The sequence below is a fragment of the Microbacterium sp. CFBP9023 genome (assembly GCF_034045055.1).
Taxonomy (GTDB): domain Bacteria; phylum Actinomycetota; class Actinomycetes; order Actinomycetales; family Microbacteriaceae; genus Microbacterium.
Genome location: NZ_JAXCWI010000001.1, coordinates 982,640 through 1,002,535, shown reverse-complemented (window position 1 = coordinate 1,002,535; position 19,896 = coordinate 982,640). Strand labels below are relative to the sequence as shown.

The window sequence follows — 19,896 nt, the reverse complement described above, 5'->3', positions numbered from 1 at the left end:
TCGGAGGCACCAGGATGGATGCAGCGGGCGAGGAGCTCGCCGATCGAGTGCGAGCGCTCCTCACACTCGACGAGAACGTCGAGGAGAAGCGCATGTTCGGCACGCGCGCCTTCCTCCTCGATGGGCACATCCTCGTCGGAGCGCGCGCGGGCGGGGTTCTGCTCGTCCACGTCGATGGCGAACACGGTGACTCGCTGATCACCCGCCCCGGGGTGGCGGTCGCGGTCATGGGTGCGCGGACGATGGGCACCAGCTGGCTCGATGTGTCGCCGAGCGTGCTCGTCGACGACGACGATCTCGCCTCGTGGCTCGACGTCGCACGCCAAGACGCGCAGCACGACGACTGAGAGCGAGAGTCTCAGCTGACGCGCGAGAGCGAGTCTCAGCCGACGGGTGAGAGCCTGTGTCAGGGGCAGTGAACGAGGGTCTTCGGACCTGAACGGTCGATCTCGTGCTCGCTCATCGGTGCACCGCACAACGGGCAGGCGCGCTCTGCCCGCTCGGACGGGCTCGGCGGGGGAGTCTTCTCGTAGGGGCCGACGGAGGCGGGGCCCGCGAAGCGGATCAGATTCGAGTTGATCCACGCGTACAGTCCTCCGGCCTCGCGAATCCGAGTGCGGAGCGGAGGTCGATCGTCAGAACTGGACATGTTGCTTAGTGTACTAACTATTAGGGTCAATGTATATTCGAAGCCGTGACCGCATCGGACGACCTGCTCAAACTCGACAATCAGCTCTGCTTCGCCCTGGTGACCGCAGCGCGCAACGTCGTGGCGATCTACCGGCCGATCCTCGAGCCGCTCGGGCTCACGCATCCGCAGTATCTCGTGATGCTGGCGCTCTGGGAGCGTGCTCCGCGTCCCTTGAACGATCTTGCGGCTGACCTCGCTCTCGAGCCGGCGACGGCGTCTCCCCTGGTGAAGCGTCTGGAAGCCGACGGGCTGGTCGCCAGACAACGCAGCGTCGAGGACGAGCGCCGTCTCGACATCACCCTCACGGACACGGGTCGAGCTCTGCGAGATCGCGCTCTCGACGTTCCTCGACAGGTGATGGCCGCCGTGGGGATGGATCTCGAACAGGTAGCCACACTGCGCGACGGGTTGTCGGCATTCGCGGGTCGCCGCCCCGCCATGGAGTGACCGCACCGTAGGGTGTGGGCATGCCGAGCGAACCCCAGACGCGTCTTGCGCGCCGGAGCGTCGATCGCATGGTCCTCTCGACTCTCGTCGTGGGACTCTTCGTCGTGGCCATGATCGCTGCGGCGATCCAGGGCGCGCCGACGTTCCGCCCCGCCGCGCCGATTCCTCGGGGGACAGCGGAGCCGCTGCCGTCCAGCGATCCGGGTGCCACCGGGGTTCCCGAGCCGATGGAGATCGACTCCACCGCCGCCGCGGTCGTTCAGACGCTCGCCGTGATCCTCATGGCGCTGGTCGCTGCGGGGCTCATCGCGCTCCTCGTGATCGCCGCGAGAGCCCTGCTGCGAGCGTGGCGGGATCGCCCGCTGGGCCGTCGTGACGCGGCGGCGGTCGCATCCGAGGTCGATCACCTCACCTCGGCGCCGGAACCCGAGATCGCCGTCGCTGTGATGCAGCGCGGGATCGCCGGGGCGCTCATGCAGATAGACGAGCGCGCCCGAGCGTCTGATGCCATCGTCGCCGCGTGGATCGGCCTCGAAGAGAGTGCCGCAGACGCAGGGGTGAAGCGAGCGGCGACCGAGACTCCCGGCGAGTTCGTGGTGCGGATCATCACTCTGCGGCCCGGGGTGGCCGGGGACGCCGCGTCGCTGCTGCGTCTCTACGAGAGCGTCCGATTCGGAGCCGGGTCGGCCGACGAGGGCGACCGGGCCTCGGCGAGAGAGGCCCTGCGACGCATCGAGGAGGTGTGGCGGTGACTGTCCGCAGAACGCTGGTCGCAGCGGGGGCGGCGGTCCTCGTCGCTCTGGCGCTCCTCGGCTTCGGCTTCACCTGGCCGTTCGTGATCGCATGGGGTCTCCTGATCGGTGCGGTCGGTCTGCTCGCGCAGCTCGCGATGCCGCTCGAGCCGGGGTTCGACGCGCCGCGCATAGACGTGGAGCCGGATCGACGACCTACCGAGATCTCTCGCATGGCGTGGGCACTGAACACACACACCGGCATCGCGGGAGCGCAGATCACGCGCCGTGTCGGGGTGATCCTGCGTCAGCGGCTGATGCGCCACGGAGTGGATCCGGATGACCCTGCCCACCGCGACCGACTCCCGCGGCTGATCGACCCGGGAGTCTGGGAGCGCCTGACGGGACCGGAGACGACGATCGTCGACGTCGAGAGGGCGCTGGACGCGATCGATCGACTGGATCCCACCTCGCCGGACGAACCGTCACCCCGGTTGCACGTACCGACCCCCGACCACGGGCGGCCCTCGCCGCCGCGTCGATGAAGGAGATGCCATGACGAGCCCCGCAGAGATCGCCGCCACCGGAGCCCGGATCCTGGCCGCCGTGCGAACAGTCGTCGTGGGCATGGACGACCCGGTCGAGATCGCTCTGGCCTCGATCCTCGCCGGCGGTCACGTGCTATTCGAGGATGTGCCGGGCCTGGGGAAGACGCTCGCCGCGCGCAGCCTCGCCTCGGCGCTGGGGCTGTCGTTCCGGCGCTTGCAGTGCACTCCGGACATGCTCCCCGGCGATGTCACGGGGTCGTACGTCTACGCTCCGGACTCGGGGGACTTCGTCTTCCGGCCGGGGCCGATCTTCACCGGACTGCTGCTCGCCGACGAGATCAACAGGACCACGCCGAAGACGCAGTCGGCGATGCTCGAGGCGATGGCGGAGCGTCAGGTGACCGTCGAGGGCAACAGCTTCGCCCTGCCCGCGCCGTTCCATGTGATCGCGACGTCGAATCCGATCGAGTACGAGGGCACGTACGCGCTGCCCGAGGCACAGCTCGACAGGTTCATGGTGCGGCTGTCCGTCGGCTATCCGGCGGCGGAGAGCGAGGCCCGCATCCTGGAGAACCGCGTGAGCAGGCGCCAGGAGGCTGCTCACATCGCTCCGGTCATCGACGCCGCTCAGCTCATCTCCCTGCAGGAGGCCGTCGAGGCCATCCACGTCGACCCGGACATCTCGCGCTACTGCGTCGAGATCGCACGCGCCACCCGGACCGCGGCGAACGTCGAGGTCGGTGCGTCGCCGCGCGGTTCTCTGGGGCTGCTGCTGCTGGGACGAGCGCTCGCGGCTCTGGATGGCCGCGACTTCGTCCGTCCGGACGACATCAAGCGGATCGCCGTGCCCGTGCTGGCGCATCGTCTCACGCTCACACCCCAGGCGTGGGCTCAGGGCGCGTCGGCATCCGATGTGGTGCGCTCGGTCGTCGGACAGGTGGCTGTTCCGCCGACCGTCGGAGTGCTCGGATGACGGACGGGCCCGACGCGGGGCGTCGCGGTCCTGTGTTGTCCGTGGCGATCGGAGGCGCTGCCCTGCTCGCCGCGGTCGGCCTTCTCGCGGGAAGACCCGACGTGGTGGCGATGGGGCTTCCTCTGGCCATCTGGAGCGGTCTCGCGATCGCGCGGGGCACATCCGGCGCGGTGGCGAAGATCGCGATCGACCCGGTGCCCGGGCGCGATGGCGAGCTGCTCACGTCGATCGCGGTGGACAGCGATGCGGATGCCGTCGAGGTGGTGGTCGTGCAGTCGGAGCGTCGCAGCAGACGCGTGATCGTGCCCGGCGGTGGCTTCACATTCACTGCGCGGAGCAAGGTCCTGCACTCCGGTCCGACGATCCCGGTCCAGGCGGCAGCGAGGGGGTTCTCCTTCGAGGGAGCGGCGCTCTCGTCGACGTCGGACCTCGCCGCCATCAGGCGTCAGGTGGCCCCGCCCCGCCGATCACTCGACGCGCTCCCGCTGCCGCGACGACTGACGGGGTCGCACGGCGCGCACGAGGGGCGCCGGGCGGGTCAGGGCGGCGACTTCCGGGACATCCACCCCTTCGCGCCCGGCGACGAACTCCGCCGCGTGGACTGGCGGGCGACGGCGCGGATGTCCCGCCGGCCAGGCGATCTGCTGGTCCGTCGGACCAACACGCTCAGCGACTCGTCGGTCGTGGTCGCCATGGACACGTCTGAGGATCTGGGTGAGGTCGTCGCCTCGTGGGGGAGCGGCGACCGCGAACGCAGCGGCGTGACCTCCCTCGACCTCGCGAGGGAGGCTGCGCGAGCCATCGCCGACTCGGCCATAGGCGAGGGCGACCGCGTCGCACTTCACGTGCTCGTGCACGGCGGCCGGTCGTTGAGGAGCGGCGGCGGCTCGAGGCACCTGGCACGAATCGTGGCGGCCATCGCCGCGACGGGCCAGGCGAGAGACGACGCGACTTTCCGTCGCACTCCTCCCGTGCCGCACGGCTCGGTGGTCTTCGTGCTGTCGACCTTCTTCGAGGGCGCCGCCGCTCGGACCGCGCTGATGTGGAGGGCCAGCGGCCACAAGGTCGTCGCCGTCGATGTCCTCCCTCCGCTCGACCGTGCTCGGCTCACCCGTGCGCAGCTGATCGGCTTGCGCACCGTGCTCGCAGAGAGGGGGAACGTGTTCGCGGATCTCCACGGCGCCGGAGTCGACGTGGTCTCGTGGGCCTCGGACCCGTCCTCGGCGATGCGTGCGATCGCGAGGGCCAGGCGATGAGAGCGAACGACACGCTACGGACGGGTCCTTCCGTCCCGGGACTCGTCGTGAGGGGCGCGCTCGTCGTCGCCGTCGCCGCGGGTGCTGCGATGCTGTGCCCGTTGCTCGGATGGCAGGTGGCGGCAGTCGTCCTGGCGATCATCGCCGCCGCTCTTCCGCAGACCTTCGCGGCCTGGGGGTCGATCGGATGCCTCGTGATCGGGATGCTGATCTCGGAGCCCGACGTCGGGCGCGCGATGATCGCTGTGCTCGCGGTGCAGGTGATCCATGTCCTCATGTCGCTCTCCCTCGTGATCCCGGCCGGCTCCCGCGTGATCGTGGCCGCCCTCCGTCCGAGCCTGGTGAGGCTGATCGTCGTGCAGGCGATCGCCCAGCCGATCACCGTGGCCGTCATGGTGGTCATGCGCATCGACACCCCCGCGTCGCTGCCGACAGTGCCCTGGGCCGCTGTCGCCGGGGCCGGAGCCGTGGTCGCACTCGTCGCGACCCTGCTCACGCGGGCGAACCGCGGTACTCGGGAGCGCTGATCGCTTCCCTGTGAGCCCTCACGGAGCCAATGTCGGTGGCCACTCGTAGACTTGATCAGTGCCTATCGTCCCGGTTGCAACCCCAGGAAAACTCAGTGTCCGCGGTGCCCGCGTACACAATCTCAAGAACGTCGACATCGACATCCCACGCGACTCCCTCGTCGTGTTCACCGGCCTGTCCGGATCGGGAAAGTCCAGTCTGGCCTTCGACACGATCTTCGCTGAAGGACAGCGTCGCTACGTCGAGTCGCTGAGCGCCTACGCGCGTCAGTTCCTCGGTCAGGTCGACCGACCGGACGTCGACTTCATCGAGGGTCTCAGCCCTGCGGTGTCGATCGACCAGAAGTCGACCAACCGCAACCCGCGGTCCACGGTCGGAACCATCACCGAGATCTACGACTACATGCGTCTGCTGTGGGCACGGATCGGGATTCCGCACTGCCCCGAGTGCGGTGCGCGCATCCAACGTCAGACCGTCCAGCAGATCGCCGACCAGCTCATGGAGCTGCCCGAGCGCACCCGCTACCAGATCGTCGCGCCCATCGTCTCGCAGAAGAAGGGCGAGTTCGTCGACCTGTTCCGCGAGCTGGGGGCCAAGGGCTATTCGCGCGCGATCGTCGACGGCGACCTCATCCAGCTCGCCGAGCCGCCCACGCTCAAGAAGAGCTACAAGCATGACATCGCCGTCGTCGTCGACCGCCTCGTCGCGGCAGACGACATCCTCGGCCGAGTCACGGACTCGGTCGAGACCGCGCTCGGGCTCGCCGGCGGCGTGGTGCAGATCAACTACGTCGACGCAGAGGGCGACGACGCGTGGCAGTCCTTCTCCGAGAAGCTCGCCTGCCCGAACGGCCACGCGCTCACCCTCACCGAGATCGAACCACGCACATTCTCGTTCAACGCGCCCTTCGGTGCCTGTCCGGCCTGCTCGGGTCTCGGCACCCGCATGTCCGTCGACATCGACCTGATGCTCGGCGACGAGGAGCTCTCCATCCGCGAGGGCGCGATCATCCCGTGGACCACTCAGGGCAAGGGACTCTTCCAGTACTACGAGCGGCTGCTCGAGGGATTGGCCGACGACCTCAACTTCTCTCTCGACACCCCGTGGCAGGATCTGCGCGTCGACGTTCAGGACGCGATCCTGCGCGGCGACAACTACAAGGTCACCGTCAAGTTCAAGAACCGCTATGGGCGCGAGATGCGCTATGCATCGGGGTTCGAAGGCGTCGTGCCGTACATCGAGCGGCAGTACGCCCAGGCCGAGTCCGACACGCAGCGCTCGCGCTGGGGCGAGTACCTCCGCGAGGTCCCCTGCCCGGTGTGCGACGGCAACCGACTCAAGCCCGAGGTGCTCGCGGTGCAGGTGCACGGGCATTCGATCGCCGAGGTGTCGCACCTGAGCCTTGCCGACGCGCGGTCGTTCATGGAGACCCTCACCCTCACCGATCGTGAGGCGAAGATCGCGGCTCAGGTGCTGCGTGAGATCCGCCTGCGACTCGACTTCCTCCTGCAGGTCGGGCTCTCCTACCTCAACCTCAGCCGGTCCGCCGGGTCCCTCTCCGGTGGAGAAGCGCAGCGCATCCGGCTGGCGACGCAGATCGGCTCCGGGCTCACCGGCGTCCTCTACGTCCTCGACGAGCCGTCGATCGGTCTGCACCAGCGTGACAACCGTCGTCTGATCGACACCCTTCTGAAACTTCGCGACCTCGGGAACACGCTCATCGTCGTCGAGCACGACGAAGAGACGATCGAAGCCGCTGACTGGGTCGTCGACATCGGACCGGGTGCCGGCGTGAACGGTGGAGAGGTCGTGCATTCCGGTCCGTATTCGGCTCTGTTGAACGAGCCGAACTCGATGACGGGCGAATACCTCTCGGGTGCGCGCGAGATCCCCACTCCGGCGAAGCGTCGCAAGCTCGACAAGAAACGCATGCTGAGCGTGGTCGGCGCCCGCGAGAACAACCTCAAGAACGTCAGCGTGAACTTCCCGCTGGGCGTTCTCACGGCGGTGACCGGCGTGTCGGGTTCGGGCAAGTCGTCGCTCGTCAACGACATCCTGTACCAGGTGCTGGCCTCGCGGCTCAACGGCGCCCGCACGGTTCCCGGAAAGCACACGCGTGTGTCAGGGCTCGACAACCTCGACAAGGTCGTGCACGTCGATCAGGCACCGATCGGCCGCACGCCGCGGTCCAACCCGGCCACCTACACCGGCGTGTTCGACCGCATCCGCTCGCTGTTCAGCGAGACCCCCGAGGCGAAGGTCCGTGGCTATCAGCCAGGGCGATTCAGCTTCAACGTCAAGGGCGGTCGCTGCGAGGCGTGCTCGGGCGACGGCACGATCAAGATCGAGATGAACTTCCTGCCCGACGTGTACGTCGACTGCGAGGTCTGCCACGGCAAGCGCTACAACCGCGACACGCTGTCGGTGCACTACAAGGGCAAGAACATCGCCGAGGTCCTCGAGATGCCGATCGCGGAAGCGGCCGAGTTCTTCGAGCCCATTCAGGCGATCCACCGCTACATGAAGACCCTCGTCGACGTCGGGCTCGGGTATGTGCGCCTCGGTCAGTCGGCGACGACTCTCTCCGGCGGCGAGGCGCAGCGCGTCAAGTTGGCCACCGAGCTCCAGCGGCGCAGCAACGGTCGCAGCATCTACGTCCTCGACGAGCCGACCACCGGTCTGCACTTCGAGGACGTGCGCAAGCTCCTCGAGGTACTGAACGGACTCGTCGACAAGGGCAACACGGTGATCGTCATCGAGCACAACCTCGATGTGATCAAGTCCGCGGACTGGGTGATCGACCTCGGGCCCGAGGGCGGCTCGGGCGGCGGCGAGATCCTGGCGACCGGCACTCCCGAGCAGATCGCGCGAGTCGAGGACAGCCACACGGGTCAGTTCCTCGCCGAGATCCTGGGTGAGGGGCGCTCTGCGCGGAAGGCCAGCTGATGGCCGACGTCCTGCCGTACAAGCCGCGGGCTGGTGAGATCCCCACCAACCCCGGCGTGTACCGCTTCCGCGATGCTGATGGACGCGTGCTGTACGTCGGCAAGGCCAAGAACCTGCGCCAGCGACTGTCGAACTACTTCGCTCCGCTGCGCACGCTCCACGAACGCACGCGGCGGATGGTCACCACGGCGTCGTCCGTCGAGTGGACCGTCGTCTCGACGGACGTGGACTCGCTTCAGCTGGAGTACATGTGGATCAAGGAGTTCGATCCGCCCTTCAACGTCCGCTACAAGGACGACAAGTCCTACCCGTTCATGGCCGTGACCCTGGGTGATGAGGCGCCGCGCGTGATCGTGACCAGGAACCGCAAGATTCCCGGTGCCCGATACTTCGGTCCTTATCCCAAGGTCTGGGCGGTGCACGAGACGATCGACCTAATGGTCAAGGCATTCCCGATCCGCACCTGCAGCGACTCCAGCTACAAACGCGCGATGCAGACCGGCCGGCCGTGCTTTCCCGGGCAGATCGGCAAGTGCGGCGGGCCGTGCTCGATGACGGTGACGATCGAGGAGCACCGTGCCATGGTTGATGACTTCGTCGCCTTCATGGCGGGCGGCGATGAGCGCTTCACCCGAGAGCTGACCAAGCGGATGCTGGCGGCGTCGGCCGCGATGGATTATGAGGCCGCCGCCAGATACCGTGACAAGCTCACCGCGATCGAGGCCGTGCTCGGCAAGAGCGCGCTCGTGCTCGCGACCGACGAGGATGCCGACCTCTTCGGCATCGCGGAAGACGAGCTGGCTGCCGCCGTGCAGCACTTCGTGATCCGCGGCGGGCGCGTCCGCGGTGTCCGCGCGATGACGATCGAGAAGGAGATCGACATCTCGACAGCCGATCTCGTCGACCAGGTGCTGCAGCGCGCGTACGGCGATGCGCAGGATGTGCCCCGGCGGATCATCGTGCCGACCCTTCCCGACGACGCGGCCGAGCTCGAGGTCTGGCTGCGCGAGCGGCGAGGCAAGAAGGTCGAGATCGCCATCGCCCAACGGGGGCAACGCGCTGATCTCATGCGCACGGCGACCCTCAACGCGCAGCAGGCCCTGATCAGGTACAAGACCCGTCGTACGAGCGACTACGTCGCACGAACCCAGGCTCTGACCGATCTGCAGGAGGCGTTGGGGATGTCGGAGGCGCCGCTTCGCATCGAGTGCTTCGACATCTCGCACCTCGGTGGCACGAACGTCGTCGCCTCGATGGTGGTCTTCGAAGACGGACTTCCGCGCAAAGACCAGTACCGGTCGTTCAACATCGCCGAGACCACCGACGATACGGACTCGATGTACCAGGTGCTGCGTCGTCGACTCGCCTACCTCGATCGTCCGGAAGAGATCGATGAGCCCGCATCCGCAGCGGTCCCCGTGGAGGCGGGAGACGAGTCCGAGGACGTCGTCGTGGAGGTCAAGCGCAAACCGCGCTTCGCCTATCCGCCTCAGCTGCTGCTGGTCGACGGTGGACAGCCCCAGGTCGAAGCGGCGGCACGTGCACTGCGAGACGCCGGGCACACCGAGATCGCCGTGTGCGGCATCGCCAAACGGCTCGAGGAGATCTGGCTCCCGGGGGAGGACTTCCCGGTGATCCTGCCGCGCACCAGCGAGTCGCTCTACCTGCTGCAGCGGCTGAGAGACGAGGCCCACCGGTTCGCGATCACGCACCAGCGCAAACGACGCAAGAACGACATCACGTCGATCCTGGCCGAGGTGCCAGGCCTCGGCTCCTCGAGGATCAAGGTCCTCCTGAAGCACTTCGGCTCCGTCACCGCGCTGCGCTCCGCGCCTCTGGAGGCGATCCAGGAGGTGCAGGGGATCGGTCCTGTCCTCGCACAGAACATCCATACGCATCTCTCCACTCGCTAGGCTGGAGCCAGCGGGGGAGAAGGAGTAACCATGACTGACGGGGACAAAGGCGAGTTCCTCATCGTCACGGGCATGTCGGGCGCAGGGCGCACGACGGTAGCCAACGCACTCGAGGACCTCGGCTGGTACGTGGTCGACAACCTGCCGCCGCAGATCCTCCGACCGCTGCTCGACCTCACGGACATGGGCGGTGACGCTCTGCCGAAGGTCGCAGCGGTGGTCGACGTTCGCGGGCGCAACCTCTTCGACGACTTCCCGGGCGTCGCGAGGGCGCTGAGATCGCGTGGTTCCGTCCGCGTGCTGTTCCTGGACGCGTCGGACGATGTGCTCGTGCGTCGGTTCGAGGCGGTTCGCCGACCCCACCCGCTGCAGGGGGACGGCACTCTGCTCGACGGCATCCGCGTCGAGCGCCAGCGACTGGCGCCGATCCGCGAATCGGCCGATCTCGTGGTCGACACCTCCGCACTCAACATCCATCAGCTCGCCACCCAGGTCTCCGACCTCTTCTCGGAAGCGGGCGCAGCGAGGCATCGTGTGACGCTCATGAGCTTCGGTTTCAAGTACGGTCTCCCGACCGACGTCGACCTGGTCGCGGATATGCGCTTCCTCCCGAACCCGTTCTGGAACGAAGAGCTGCGGGGCCTGACCGGTCAGGACGAGTCCGTCAGGGACTACGTGCTGTCACGCGAGGGCGCCGCCGAGTTCCTCGATTCGTATTCGGCGGCACTCACTCCGGTGCTCGAGGGGTATCAGCGCGAGAACAAGAGCCATTCGACCGTCGCGATCGGCTGCACCGGCGGAAAGCACCGCTCCGTGGCCATGGCGGAGGAGCTGGCCCGTCGGCTCGCCTCCGTGCCGGGAGTGGCCGTCAACGTGCGTCACCGGGACCTCGGCAGGGAATAGCAAGAGCCTCCGTCAGAGTAGGCTGGAGGTTTGCGCCGCGATCCGGCGCGTGAGCGTAGAGGAGTGTCGTGGCACTAACGACCGACGTCAAGGCTGAGCTGGTCAGCATCCGTAATGCACCCCCGACGGTGCGTGTCGCGGAGGTCACCTCGATCCTCCGGTTCGCCGGCGGACTGCACTCCATCGCCGGGCGGGTCGCCGTCGAGGCGGAGGTGGATGCCGAGATCCTCGCGCAGCGTGTCGCGCGCGACCTCGCCGAGATCTACGGAGTCCGACCGGAGATCGCACAGGTGCAGTCGAGCACGGCGAATGACGGCGCGCGATGGGCTGTCCGGGTCATCGCCTCGGGGGAGACCCTCGCACGCCAGACCGGTCTGCTCGACCAGCGTCGGCGTCCGGTCCGCGGACTCCCCAACCGTCTCACCACTGGCTCTCGCGCTGAAGTGGCCGGTCTCTGGCGGGGTGCGTTCCTCGCCGCGGGAACGCTGAGCGAACCCGGCCGATCGGCCATGCTCGAGGTCGCCTGCCCGTCATCCGAGGCCGCCATGGCACTCGTGGGCGCGGCGCATCGCCTGGGTGTCGCCGCCAAGGCGCGCGAGGTGAGAGGCATGCCGCGCGTCGTCGTGCGTGAGGGCGAGGCGATCCGCACCATCCTCAGCGAGATGGGTGCTCAGAAGACCGCGGTCGCCTGGGAGGAGATGCGCCAGCGTCGCGAGGTGCGTGCGGGCGTCAACCGTCTCGTCAACTTCGACGATGCCAACCTCCGTCGCTCCGCGCAGGCCGCCGTCGCCGCCTGCGCGCGCGTCGAGCGGGCCCTGGAGATCCTCGCCGACGAGGTGCCCGACCACCTCAAGGTCGCGGGCGAGCTGCGTCTCGCGCACCGCGACGCGAGCCTCGACGAGCTGGGCCACCACGCCGATCCGCCCATGACCAAGGACGCCGTCGCCGGCCGCATCCGCCGTCTTCTGGCGATGGCGGACAAGCGTGCCCAGCAGGAGGGCATCCCGGGAACGGAAGCAGCCGTGCCCGCGGGTCTCGACGTCTGACCACAGCGAACGACATCAGCGAGGCGATCCCTGTCAAGGGGTCGCCTCGCTTCGTCATATGGGGGAAGGATCAGGGTCGGCGACGCGTTGTCGTCACTAGGATGAGTTACGTCCGCTCTACGTCGCACATCGGCGGCGCAGAGGATCGGCAAGCGCCGCGGCGCGGCGCGGATTGGATGAAAGCGACATGGCGACCTACACGCTCCCCGACCTTCCCTACGACTTCGCAGCCCTCGAGCCGCACATCAGCGGCAAGATCATGGAGCTGCACCATGACAAGCACCACGCGACCTACGTCGCCGGCGCCAACACCGCCCTCGAGCAGCTCGCCGAGGCGCGCGACAGCGGCAACCTGGCGAACGTGAACAAGCTCGAGAAGGACCTCGCGTTCAACCTCGGCGGTCACGTCAACCACTCCATCTTCTGGACCAACCTCTCGCCGACCGGCGGCGGACAGCCCGAGGGCGAGCTCAAGGCAGCCATCGACGAGTTCTTCGGTTCCTTCGAGAAGTTCCAGGCGCACTTCACCGCGAACGCCCTCGGAATCCAGGGCTCCGGATGGTCCGTCCTCAGCTGGGACTCGATCGGCCAGCGACTGATCATCCAGCAGCTGTTCGACCAGCAGTCGAACACGGCACAGGGCACCGTGCCGCTGTTCCAGCTCGACATGTGGGAGCACGCCTTCTACCTCGACTACCTCAACGTCAAGGCCGACTACGTGAAGGCCGCGTGGAACATCGCCAATTGGGAGAACGTCGCCCAGCGCTTCGAGGTCGCCCGCGAGAAGACGAACGGCCTGCTGGTACTGTCGTAATCGGGTCGCGTCCCGACGGGCCAAGTCTCGTCGGGACGCCATCTCAGCCAAAAACCCCCGCGCACCGCGCACGCACGATTGCTGCGCACAGCGCACGAGAAACAGGGAGACCTGAGTGTCTGTCAAGATCGGTATCAACGGCTTCGGCCGTATCGGACGCAACTACTTCCGCGCGGCTCTCGCGCAGGGAGCGGACATCGAGATCGTCGCTGTCAACGACCTCACCGACAACAAGACCCTTGCCCACCTTCTGAAGTACGACTCCGTGGGCGGCGTCCTCGATGCTGACATCAGCTACGACGACGAGAGCATCACGGTCAACGGCAAGGCCATCAAGGCGTTCGCCGAGCGCGACCCCGCCGGCCTCCCGTGGGGCGAGCTGGGCGTCGACATCGTCATCGAGTCGACCGGCTTCTTCACCAAGGCCGAGCTGGCCAAGAAGCACATCGAGGCAGGGGCCAAGAAGGTCCTCATCTCGGCTCCCGGCACCGGCGTCGACGGCACGTTCGTCATGGGCGTGAACGAGGACACGTACAACCCGGAGACGGATCACATCATCTCCAACGCCTCCTGCACGACCAACTGCCTCGCCCCGCTGGCCCAGGTCTTCAACGACGCCTTCGGCATCGACCGTGGCTTCATGATGACGGCTCACGCCTACACGGCAGACCAGAACCTGCAGGACGGTCCGCACAGCGACCTGCGTCGCGCACGCGCCGCAGCGATCAACATCACCCCGGCGTCGACCGGTGCCGCGAAGGCGATCGGCGAGGTTCTGCCCGAGCTCCAGGGCAAGCTGAGCGGCTCGTCGTACCGCGTTCCGGTTCCCACCGGCTCGATCGTCGACCTCACGCTGATCACCGACCGCGAGAACCTCACGGTCGAAGAGGTCAACGAGGCGTACAAGAAGGCCGCTGCCGACGGACGCCTCGCCGGTTTCCTGCAGTACAACGAAGACCAGATCGTGTCGAGCGACATCGTGCACAACCCGCACTCGTCGATCTTCGACGCCACGCTGACCAACGTCAGCGGCAACCTGGTCAAGGTCTCCAGCTGGTACGACAACGAGTGGGGCTACTCCAACCGTCTCGTCGACCTGACCGAGTACGTGGCAGAGCGTCTCTGAGACATCTCCCATGACTCTGCGCACCCTGGATTCACTGGGTTCGCTCGAGGGCAAGCGCGTCATCGTCCGTTGTGATCTCAACGTCCCCCTGCGGGATGGGATCATCACGGACGATGGCCGTGTCCGCGCCTCGTTGCCTACCCTCAACGCACTGATCAACGCGGGCGCCCGCGTCATCGTGTGCTCGCACCTCGGCCGCCCCGACGGTGCGCCCGACCCGCAGTACAGTCTCGCGCCGGTCGCCCAGCGGCTGTCCGAGCTGCTCGGCAAGCCGGTGGCGTTCGCTCGCGACACCGTCGGCGAGTCGGCGCAGGAGGCCGTGGCCTCGCTCGAGGACGGCGGCATCGTCGTCATCGAGAACCTGCGGTTCAACCCGGGGGAGACCTCGAAGGACGACGCCGAGCGCGGCGCCTTCGCGGCTCAGCTGGCAGAGCTCGGAGACGTCCTCGTCTCCGACGGCTTCGGTGTCGTGCACCGCAAGCAGGCGAGCGTCTACGACCTCGCCGAGCTGCTGCCGTCGGCCGCCGGTCTGCTCATCGCAGCCGAGCTGGACGTGCTCGACCGTCTCACCGAGAACCCCGAGCGCCCGTACGCGGTCGTCCTCGGCGGGTCCAAGGTCAGCGACAAGCTCGGAGTCATCTCGCACCTGCTGCCGCGCGTGGATCGCATCCTCGTGGGCGGCGGCATGCTGTTCACCTTCCTGAAGGCGCAGGGCCACGCGGTGGCGTCCAGCCTCCTCGAAGAGGACCAGCTCGAGACGGTCCGCGGCTACATCGCCGAGGCCGAGAAGCGCGGTGTGGAGCTGGTGCTCCCGACCGATGTCGTCGTCGCATCGTCGTTCTCCGCTGATGCGGAGCACGAGGTCACCGCTGCCGACGCCATCGAGCGCACCGCGTTCGGCTCCTCGGGCATCGGCCTGGACATCGGCCCGGAGACGGCTGCGCGGTTCGCGGAGGTCATCCGTGGGTCGAAGACGGTGTTCTGGAACGGCCCGATGGGCGTGTTCGAGTTCCCGGCCTTCGCCGGCGGCACCAAGGCCGTTGCGCAGGCGCTCACCGAGGTCGACGGCCTCAGCGTCGTCGGCGGCGGGGACTCGGCCGCGGCCGTGCGTCAGCTCGGCTTCACCGACGACCAGTTCGGTCACATCTCGACCGGCGGCGGCGCAAGCCTCGAGTTCCTCGAGGGCAAGAAACTACCCGGCCTGGAGGTGCTCGGATGGGTGTGAACACCCGTACCCCGCTGATCGCGGGAAACTGGAAGATGAATCTCGACCATCTGCAGGCGGTCGCCTTCGTGCAGAAGCTGCACTGGACGCTCAAGGACGCCAAGCACGAGGACGGCTCCGTCGAGGTTGCGGTCTTCCCGCCCTTCACCGACATCCGCAGCGTGCAGACGCTCATCGACGCCGACAAGATCCCGTTCGCCCTCGGCGCGCAGGACCTCTCGGCTCACGACTCCGGCGCCTACACCGGGGAGATCTCGGGAGACTTCCTGGCGAAGCTCGATGCGAAGTACGTGATCATCGGTCACTCGGAGCGCCGTGAATACCACGCGGAGTCCGATGACGTCGTCGCGGCCAAGACGAAGGCCGCGCTGAAGCACGGTCTGTCGCCCGTCATCTGCGTCGGGGAGACGGCTGAGGACCTCGAGAAGTTCGGGGCCAGCGCAGTGCCCGCGGGGCAGCTCGAGGCCGCTCTCCAGGGTCTGTCGAAGGATGCGGACATCGTCGTGGCGTACGAGCCGGTCTGGGCCATCGGCTCCGGGCAGGCAGCGACGCCGCAGCAGGCGCAGGATGTCTGCGCTGCGCTGCGCACGGTGATCGCCAAGGTTCTCGGTGACGACGCTGCGGCGCGCACCCGGATTCTGTACGGCGGATCGGTCAAGGCGGCCAACATCGCCAGCTTCATGCGCGAGCCTGATGTCGATGGCGCACTCCTCGGAGGCGCGAGCCTCGTGGTCGACGAGTTCGCGGCGATCATCCGCTTCGAGAAGCACGTCGGCGTGTGAGTGTGGCGGGGCTCCGGCCCCGCCGCACCGTATACTTGACCGTTACCGGGGCAATCCTGCCCCAGCGAAAGGCTCTTCCTCGTGGAAATTCTCGAGTTCGTCCTGCAGGTGGTGCTGGGCATAACCAGCGTCCTGCTGACTCTCCTCATCCTCCTCCACAAGGGTCGCGGTGGCGGCCTCTCCGACATGTTCGGTGGAGGCATGACGTCAGCTGTCGGCTCGTCGGGTCTCGCTGAGCGCAATCTCAATCGCTTCACGGTCATCCTCGCTCTGGCGTGGTTCGTGTCGATCGTGGCGCTCGGTCTCATCACGAAGTTCGAGGTGATCTGATGGCTACCGGCGGCAATGCGATCCGAGGGACCCGAGTGGGTTCCGGCCCCATGGGCGAGCAGGACCACGGCTACCACGCCGACCGCATCGCGGTCTCGTACTGGGACGGTCTCGGCAACGAGACGGTCCGCTACTTCGCCGCGGGGCTCCCTGAAGAGGAGATCCCCGAGACGATCGACCACCCGCAGTCCGGTCTTCCGGCGGGTCGCGACAAGGCCAACCCGCCTGCCCTCGCGAAGCCGGAGCCCTACAAGACGCATCTCGCGTATGTGAAGGAGCGTCGCACCGACGCAGAAGCCGTCCAGCTTCTCGAAGATGCGCTCACCCAGCTGCGTGAGCGTCGGGGTCAGTGACCTCGATCTGATCTCCTGACAGAAGCCGCCGCGATCCGATCGCGGCGGCTTCTCTCGTACCAGGCGGACGTGCTCACCGGCACCCGTACGCGGCGTCGATGTAGGACTGAGGTGGGTAGCCGTACGCCCAGACGCCGTTGGCATCGTCGGTGAAGCCCATGCTGATCGCCCACGCCGTGGCCCACTTCTCGATGCTGTCCTGCGTCGACGAGTCGTACATGTCCTCGCACTTCACGCTGATCGCGTGGCCGACCTCGTGGGCGATGAGAGCCTTGCTCCGGTCCGCCGGCCACTGCTCGGCGACCGAGTTCGACAGCTCGATGGCGGCGCGGTCGGGATCGTCCCACCACCAGGTCGTGAGGCCTCCCATGCTGCCGTTGGAACCGGCGTTGTTGACGATCCGGTTCCAGTCGAACTCGAGCAGCACCCCGGGTGCGAGCGACCGGGCGAACGCCTCGATCTCGAGGCGATCGCCCTGCAGCGGTCCCGCCTTCTCGGCGAGTTCGGCCTGTTCGGTCGCCACGACCTGTCCTGCGGCGTCCTGCATGGACACCAGTGATTCGACCGCCGTCACATCGAGGAGCATGGTGTCGGGTACTCGCGACGCCGCATCGCGCAGGGCGATGACGGCGTCGTTCTTGGCCGAGAGGTGTGCCGACTCGAAAGCCGGGGCTGCGTCGGCCGCCGAGCGCAGGAGGGCCACGCCGGCCTCGGTCACTTCGGCACTGGCGGCAGTCATCGCAGGTGTCGCCGCGTCGAGGTCGGCAGCCAGCTCGTCCAGGTCGCCGGCGTCGACGGCGAGCTGATCGGATGCTGCGAAGAGCTCCCAGAACGCCGACGGCTTGGAATCCGCCGAAGCCAGCGGTTCGGTGAGCAGTTCCTCCGCCGGGCCGGCGGCTTCTTCGGCATCCGTCGACGCCGTCGTGAGCGCGTCCCTCGCGGAGGGCACGGTGAGAACGCCGGTATCGGCCGTCTTCAGCAGATCAGCGACATCGATGACGGACGTGAGCGTGTCGAGCTCCTGCTGGACCGTCGTCGCGCTGTCGCGAGCCGAGGCCGCTGCTGCGTCGAACTCGGCGCGTGCCCCGTCGTATCCGAGGTTGGCGGTGACCTGGAGCACGCCGACGGCCGCCGCGACCAGGACTCCCGCAGCGCCCAGCATGAACCCGATGCGCCGTCCTCGGCGATTCGGTGCTGCGCCGTCGGTGCTGGCGAAGTGCGGGGGGAGTGCGTGGCCTCCGGCGGGGGAGGTGGCCACGTCGACGGATGCAGTCATGCGGGGGGACCTCCGTGGGGAACCGGCTCATGATGACTCTAATCAGTGAGCCGTCCGGTGCGAGAACCCCCGGGGACGAGAAAGGCCCCCGCATCGCGGGGGCCTTTCTCGAGTGGAGGGGCTGACGAGAATCGAACTCGCATCATCTGTTTGGAAGACAGAGGCTTTACCACTAAGCTACAGCCCCGTTGTCAGCTGCATCCGGGAGGACTGTGCCGACTCATCGATCATAGCGGACTGACGGAGGTGCTCGTGTCCGTTAGACTCGGTGGGGCTGAATCTGCATGCGGATTCCCCGGGGCGTAGCTCAGTTTGGTAGAGCGCCCGCTTTGGGAGCGGGAGGTCGCAGGTTCAACTCCTGTCGCCCCGACATGGCTTCAACGGCCTGACAGCCGCGATTCAGCGCGGAAATCACAAGGAGAGCACACCAGAATGGCGAACAGCACCGTCGAGAAGCTGACCCCGACCCGGGTCAAGCTCAGCATCACGGTCACCCCTGACGACCTCAAGCCCAGCATCGCGCACGCCTACGAGCACATCGCTCAGGACGTCCAGATCCCCGGCTTCCGCAAGGGCAAGGTCCCCGCTCCGATCATCGATCAGCGCATCGGTCGTGGCGCGGTCATCGAGCACGCGGTCAACGAGGGCCTCGACAAGTTCTTCCGCGACGCGACCGTCGAGCACAAGCTCCGCGTCGTCGGACGTCCGGCCGCCGACATCACCCAGTGGCCGAACGAGAAGGACTTCTCGGGCGACCTCCTGGTCGACATCGAGGTGGACGTGCGTCCCGAGATCGAGGTCCCGGCATTCGACGGCATCACCCTGACGGTCGACGCCGTCGAGGCCGATGACGCCGCGCTCGACGCAGAGCTCGAGAACCTGCGCGCGCGCTTCGGAACGCTCGTTCCCGTCGACCGTCCCGCCGCGAAGGGCGACTTCGTCGAGCTCGACCTGGTCGCCACGATCGACGGTGCGGAGATCGACCGCGCCGAGGGCGTCTCCTACGAGGTCGGCTCGGGTGAGCTGCTCGAGGGCATCGACGACGCGATCGAATCCCTCACCGCCGGTGAGGACACCACGTTCCGCTCTGCGCTCGTGGGCGGCGACCACGCCGGCTCCGAGGCTGAGGTCTCCGTCACCGTCAAGGCGGTCAAGGAGCGCGAGCTCCCCGAGGCCGATGACGACTTCGCGCAGATCGCGAGCGAGTTCGACACGATCGCCGAGCTCCGCGCGAGCCTCGCCGAGCGCGTCTCGCAGCAGGGCGTCTTCACTCAGGGTTCCGCGGCTCGCGACAAGCTCGTCGAGACGCTGCTCGAGCAGATCGAGATCCCCGTGCCGCCGAAGCTCATCGAGGACGAGGTGCACAACCACCTCGAGGGTGAGAACCGCCTCGAGGACGACGTGCACCGCGCCGAGGTCACCGAGGCCAGCGAGAAGCAGTTCCGCACGCAGGTTCTGCTCGACACGATCGCCGAGCAGGCTGACGTGCAGGTCTCGCAGGAGGAGCTCTCGCAGTACCTCATCCAGTCCGCCTCGCAGTACGGCATGGCTCCCCAGGAGTTCGTCGAGGCTCTGCAGTCGTCGAACCAGCTTCCGGCGCTCGTCGGAGAGGTCGCCCGCAACAAGGCCCTCGCGATCGCCCTGGGCAAGGTCAAGGTCGTCGACACGAACGGCAAGCCCGTCGATCTGTCCGACTTCGTCGTGACCGACGACGAGGCCGAGTCCGAGACGGCTGCCGACGAGAAGCCGGCCAAGAAGGCTCCCGCGAAGAAGGCTGCCGCGAAGAAGGCCGACGACGCCGACACCGCTGAGAAGCCGGCCGCGAAGAAGCCCGCTGCGAAGAAGGCGCCCGCGAAGAAGGCCGACGACGCGGAGGCCGCTGAGAAGCCCGCCGCGAAGAAGCCCGCAGCCAAGAAGGCTCCGGCCAAGAAGGCTGCCGACAAGGCGGAGTGATCGGACACGATCTCATGAGGGGCGGATGCTGCGGCATCCGCCCCTTTCGCGTCAG

The 19,896-nt window shown here is 67.4% G+C and carries 20 protein-coding genes and 2 tRNA genes; 19 read left to right on the top strand and 3 right to left on the bottom strand.

The window, feature by feature from the left end; all coding sequences use genetic code 11:
• The first annotated feature begins 14 nt into the window (after window positions 1–14).
• A complete protein-coding gene (locus SOM10_RS04935; protein WP_320488724.1) occupies window positions 15–347 on the top strand; it encodes a TfoX/Sxy family protein in 333 nt (110 codons plus the stop codon).
• A gap of 59 nt (window positions 348–406) precedes the next feature.
• On the opposite strand, the gene SOM10_RS04930 is transcribed toward SOM10_RS04935, so the two are convergent.
• Window positions 407–649 carry a hypothetical protein gene (locus SOM10_RS04930; RefSeq protein ID WP_320488723.1) on the bottom strand — a complete coding sequence of 81 codons (243 nt, stop codon included), beginning with the start codon at window positions 647–649 and terminating at the stop codon, window positions 407–409.
• A 45-nt stretch (window positions 650–694) separates the two neighbouring features.
• Here SOM10_RS04930 and SOM10_RS04925 point away from each other — a divergent pair, with 45 nt between their 5' ends.
• The 16 genes from SOM10_RS04925 (at window position 695) to SOM10_RS04850 (ending at window position 16,612) form a co-directional block, all read left to right on the top strand.
• Complete coding sequence (locus SOM10_RS04925) at window positions 695–1,138, top strand: MarR family winged helix-turn-helix transcriptional regulator (RefSeq protein ID WP_053096674.1); 444 nt, start codon at window positions 695–697, stop codon at window positions 1,136–1,138.
• 20 nt (window positions 1,139–1,158) lie between these two features.
• Window positions 1,159–1,890, top strand: a complete 732-nt coding sequence (locus SOM10_RS04920) for a DUF4129 domain-containing protein (RefSeq protein WP_072591434.1) — start codon at window positions 1,159–1,161, stop codon at window positions 1,888–1,890.
• The gene (locus SOM10_RS04915; protein ID WP_157538214.1) at window positions 1,887–2,414 is read left to right on the top strand and encodes a hypothetical protein; all 528 of its coding nucleotides are present in this window, start codon (window positions 1,887–1,889) and stop codon (window positions 2,412–2,414) included. The genes SOM10_RS04920 and SOM10_RS04915 overlap by 4 nt, the downstream gene beginning before the upstream one ends.
• Before the next feature lie 10 nt (window positions 2,415–2,424).
• A complete protein-coding gene (locus tag SOM10_RS04910) occupies window positions 2,425–3,390 on the top strand; it encodes an AAA family ATPase (RefSeq protein ID WP_056278936.1) in 966 nt (321 codons plus the stop codon).
• Window positions 3,387–4,646 (top strand): DUF58 domain-containing protein, encoded by a 1,260-nt coding sequence (locus SOM10_RS04905; RefSeq protein WP_320488722.1) that lies wholly within the window; start codon window positions 3,387–3,389, stop codon window positions 4,644–4,646. The genes SOM10_RS04910 and SOM10_RS04905 overlap by 4 nt, the downstream gene beginning before the upstream one ends.
• Window positions 4,643–5,173, top strand: coding sequence for a hypothetical protein (locus tag SOM10_RS04900; protein ID WP_320488721.1), 531 nt, complete (start codon window positions 4,643–4,645; stop codon window positions 5,171–5,173). The genes SOM10_RS04905 and SOM10_RS04900 overlap by 4 nt, the downstream gene beginning before the upstream one ends.
• A gap of 58 nt (window positions 5,174–5,231) precedes the next feature.
• On the top strand, window positions 5,232–8,120 hold the full coding sequence (uvrA, locus tag SOM10_RS04895) for an excinuclease ABC subunit UvrA (protein WP_053096663.1): 2,889 nt from the start codon (window positions 5,232–5,234) through the stop codon (window positions 8,118–8,120).
• Window positions 8,120–10,033, top strand: coding sequence for an excinuclease ABC subunit UvrC (gene uvrC / locus SOM10_RS04890; RefSeq protein ID WP_053096661.1), 1,914 nt, complete (start codon window positions 8,120–8,122; stop codon window positions 10,031–10,033). Before uvrA ends, uvrC begins: the two co-directional genes overlap by 1 nt.
• Window positions 10,034–10,063: 30 nt before the next feature.
• Entirely contained in the window at window positions 10,064–10,936 is an 873-nt protein-coding gene (gene rapZ, locus SOM10_RS04885; protein WP_053096659.1) for an RNase adapter RapZ, read from the top strand.
• 68 nt (window positions 10,937–11,004) lie between these two features.
• Window positions 11,005–11,982, top strand: coding sequence for a DNA-binding protein WhiA (gene whiA, locus SOM10_RS04880; protein ID WP_042540784.1), 978 nt, complete (start codon window positions 11,005–11,007; stop codon window positions 11,980–11,982).
• Window positions 11,983–12,169: 187 nt separating this feature from the next.
• A complete protein-coding gene (locus SOM10_RS04875; protein ID WP_042540783.1) occupies window positions 12,170–12,796 on the top strand; it encodes a superoxide dismutase in 627 nt (208 codons plus the stop codon).
• Window positions 12,797–12,911: 115 nt separating this feature from the next.
• Window positions 12,912–13,922 carry a type I glyceraldehyde-3-phosphate dehydrogenase gene (gene gap, locus SOM10_RS04870; protein ID WP_053096657.1) on the top strand — a complete coding sequence of 337 codons (1,011 nt, stop codon included), beginning with the start codon at window positions 12,912–12,914 and terminating at the stop codon, window positions 13,920–13,922.
• Between the two features lie 10 nt (window positions 13,923–13,932).
• Window positions 13,933–15,147, top strand: a complete 1,215-nt coding sequence (locus SOM10_RS04865; protein ID WP_320488720.1) for a phosphoglycerate kinase — start codon at window positions 13,933–13,935, stop codon at window positions 15,145–15,147.
• On the top strand, window positions 15,138–15,929 hold the full coding sequence (tpiA, locus tag SOM10_RS04860) for a triose-phosphate isomerase (RefSeq protein WP_320488719.1): 792 nt from the start codon (window positions 15,138–15,140) through the stop codon (window positions 15,927–15,929). Before SOM10_RS04865 ends, tpiA begins: the two co-directional genes overlap by 10 nt.
• A gap of 81 nt (window positions 15,930–16,010) precedes the next feature.
• Complete coding sequence (gene secG / locus SOM10_RS04855; protein WP_053096652.1) at window positions 16,011–16,259, top strand: preprotein translocase subunit SecG; 249 nt, start codon at window positions 16,011–16,013, stop codon at window positions 16,257–16,259.
• Window positions 16,259–16,612 carry an RNA polymerase-binding protein RbpA gene (locus SOM10_RS04850; protein ID WP_042540778.1) on the top strand — a complete coding sequence of 118 codons (354 nt, stop codon included), beginning with the start codon at window positions 16,259–16,261 and terminating at the stop codon, window positions 16,610–16,612. The genes secG and SOM10_RS04850 overlap by 1 nt, the downstream gene beginning before the upstream one ends.
• A gap of 73 nt (window positions 16,613–16,685) precedes the next feature.
• Here the strand turns inward: SOM10_RS04850 and SOM10_RS04845 are convergent, their stop codons facing one another.
• Entirely contained in the window at window positions 16,686–17,888 is a 1,203-nt protein-coding gene (locus SOM10_RS04845) for a hypothetical protein (RefSeq protein ID WP_320488718.1), read from the bottom strand.
• A gap of 113 nt (window positions 17,889–18,001) precedes the next feature.
• Window positions 18,002–18,075: transfer RNA gene (locus tag SOM10_RS04840), tRNA-Gly, on the bottom strand.
• 109 nt (window positions 18,076–18,184) lie between these two features.
• Here SOM10_RS04840 and SOM10_RS04835 point away from each other — a divergent pair.
• Both SOM10_RS04835 and tig read left to right on the top strand, forming a co-directional pair.
• Window positions 18,185–18,258 (top strand) — tRNA-Pro (locus tag SOM10_RS04835).
• Window positions 18,259–18,320: 62 nt separating this feature from the next.
• Complete coding sequence (gene tig / locus SOM10_RS04830; RefSeq protein WP_320488717.1) at window positions 18,321–19,841, top strand: trigger factor; 1,521 nt, start codon at window positions 18,321–18,323, stop codon at window positions 19,839–19,841.
• The last annotated feature ends 55 nt before the right edge of the window (window positions 19,842–19,896 follow it).

Excerpts from the sequence above, each read along its gene's own strand:
- tpiA (WP_320488719.1), top strand. The coding sequence starts at position 15,138 with ATGGGTGTGAACACCCGTACCCCGCTGATCGCGGGAAACTGGAAGATG.
- SOM10_RS04935 (WP_320488724.1), top strand. The coding sequence starts at position 15 with ATGGATGCAGCGGGCGAGGAGCTCGCCGATCGAGTGCGAGCGCTCCTC.
- SOM10_RS04865 (WP_320488720.1), top strand. The coding sequence starts at position 13,933 with ATGACTCTGCGCACCCTGGATTCACTGGGTTCGCTCGAGGGCAAGCGC.
- SOM10_RS04905 (WP_320488722.1), top strand. The coding sequence starts at position 3,387 with ATGACGGACGGGCCCGACGCGGGGCGTCGCGGTCCTGTGTTGTCCGTG.
- uvrC (WP_053096661.1), top strand. The coding sequence starts at position 8,120 with ATGGCCGACGTCCTGCCGTACAAGCCGCGGGCTGGTGAGATCCCCACC.
- SOM10_RS04875 (WP_042540783.1), top strand. The coding sequence starts at position 12,170 with ATGGCGACCTACACGCTCCCCGACCTTCCCTACGACTTCGCAGCCCTC.
- rapZ (WP_053096659.1), top strand. The coding sequence starts at position 10,064 with ATGACTGACGGGGACAAAGGCGAGTTCCTCATCGTCACGGGCATGTCG.
- SOM10_RS04900 (WP_320488721.1), top strand. The coding sequence starts at position 4,643 with ATGAGAGCGAACGACACGCTACGGACGGGTCCTTCCGTCCCGGGACTC.
- SOM10_RS04910 (WP_056278936.1), top strand. The coding sequence starts at position 2,425 with ATGACGAGCCCCGCAGAGATCGCCGCCACCGGAGCCCGGATCCTGGCC.
- SOM10_RS04850 (WP_042540778.1), top strand. The coding sequence starts at position 16,259 with ATGGCTACCGGCGGCAATGCGATCCGAGGGACCCGAGTGGGTTCCGGC.
- SOM10_RS04845 (WP_320488718.1), bottom strand. The coding sequence starts at position 17,888 with ATGACTGCATCCGTCGACGTGGCCACCTCCCCCGCCGGAGGCCACGCA.
- SOM10_RS04920 (WP_072591434.1), top strand. The coding sequence starts at position 1,159 with ATGCCGAGCGAACCCCAGACGCGTCTTGCGCGCCGGAGCGTCGATCGC.
- SOM10_RS04930 (WP_320488723.1), bottom strand. The coding sequence starts at position 649 with ATGTCCAGTTCTGACGATCGACCTCCGCTCCGCACTCGGATTCGCGAG.
- tig (WP_320488717.1), top strand. The coding sequence starts at position 18,321 with ATGGCGAACAGCACCGTCGAGAAGCTGACCCCGACCCGGGTCAAGCTC.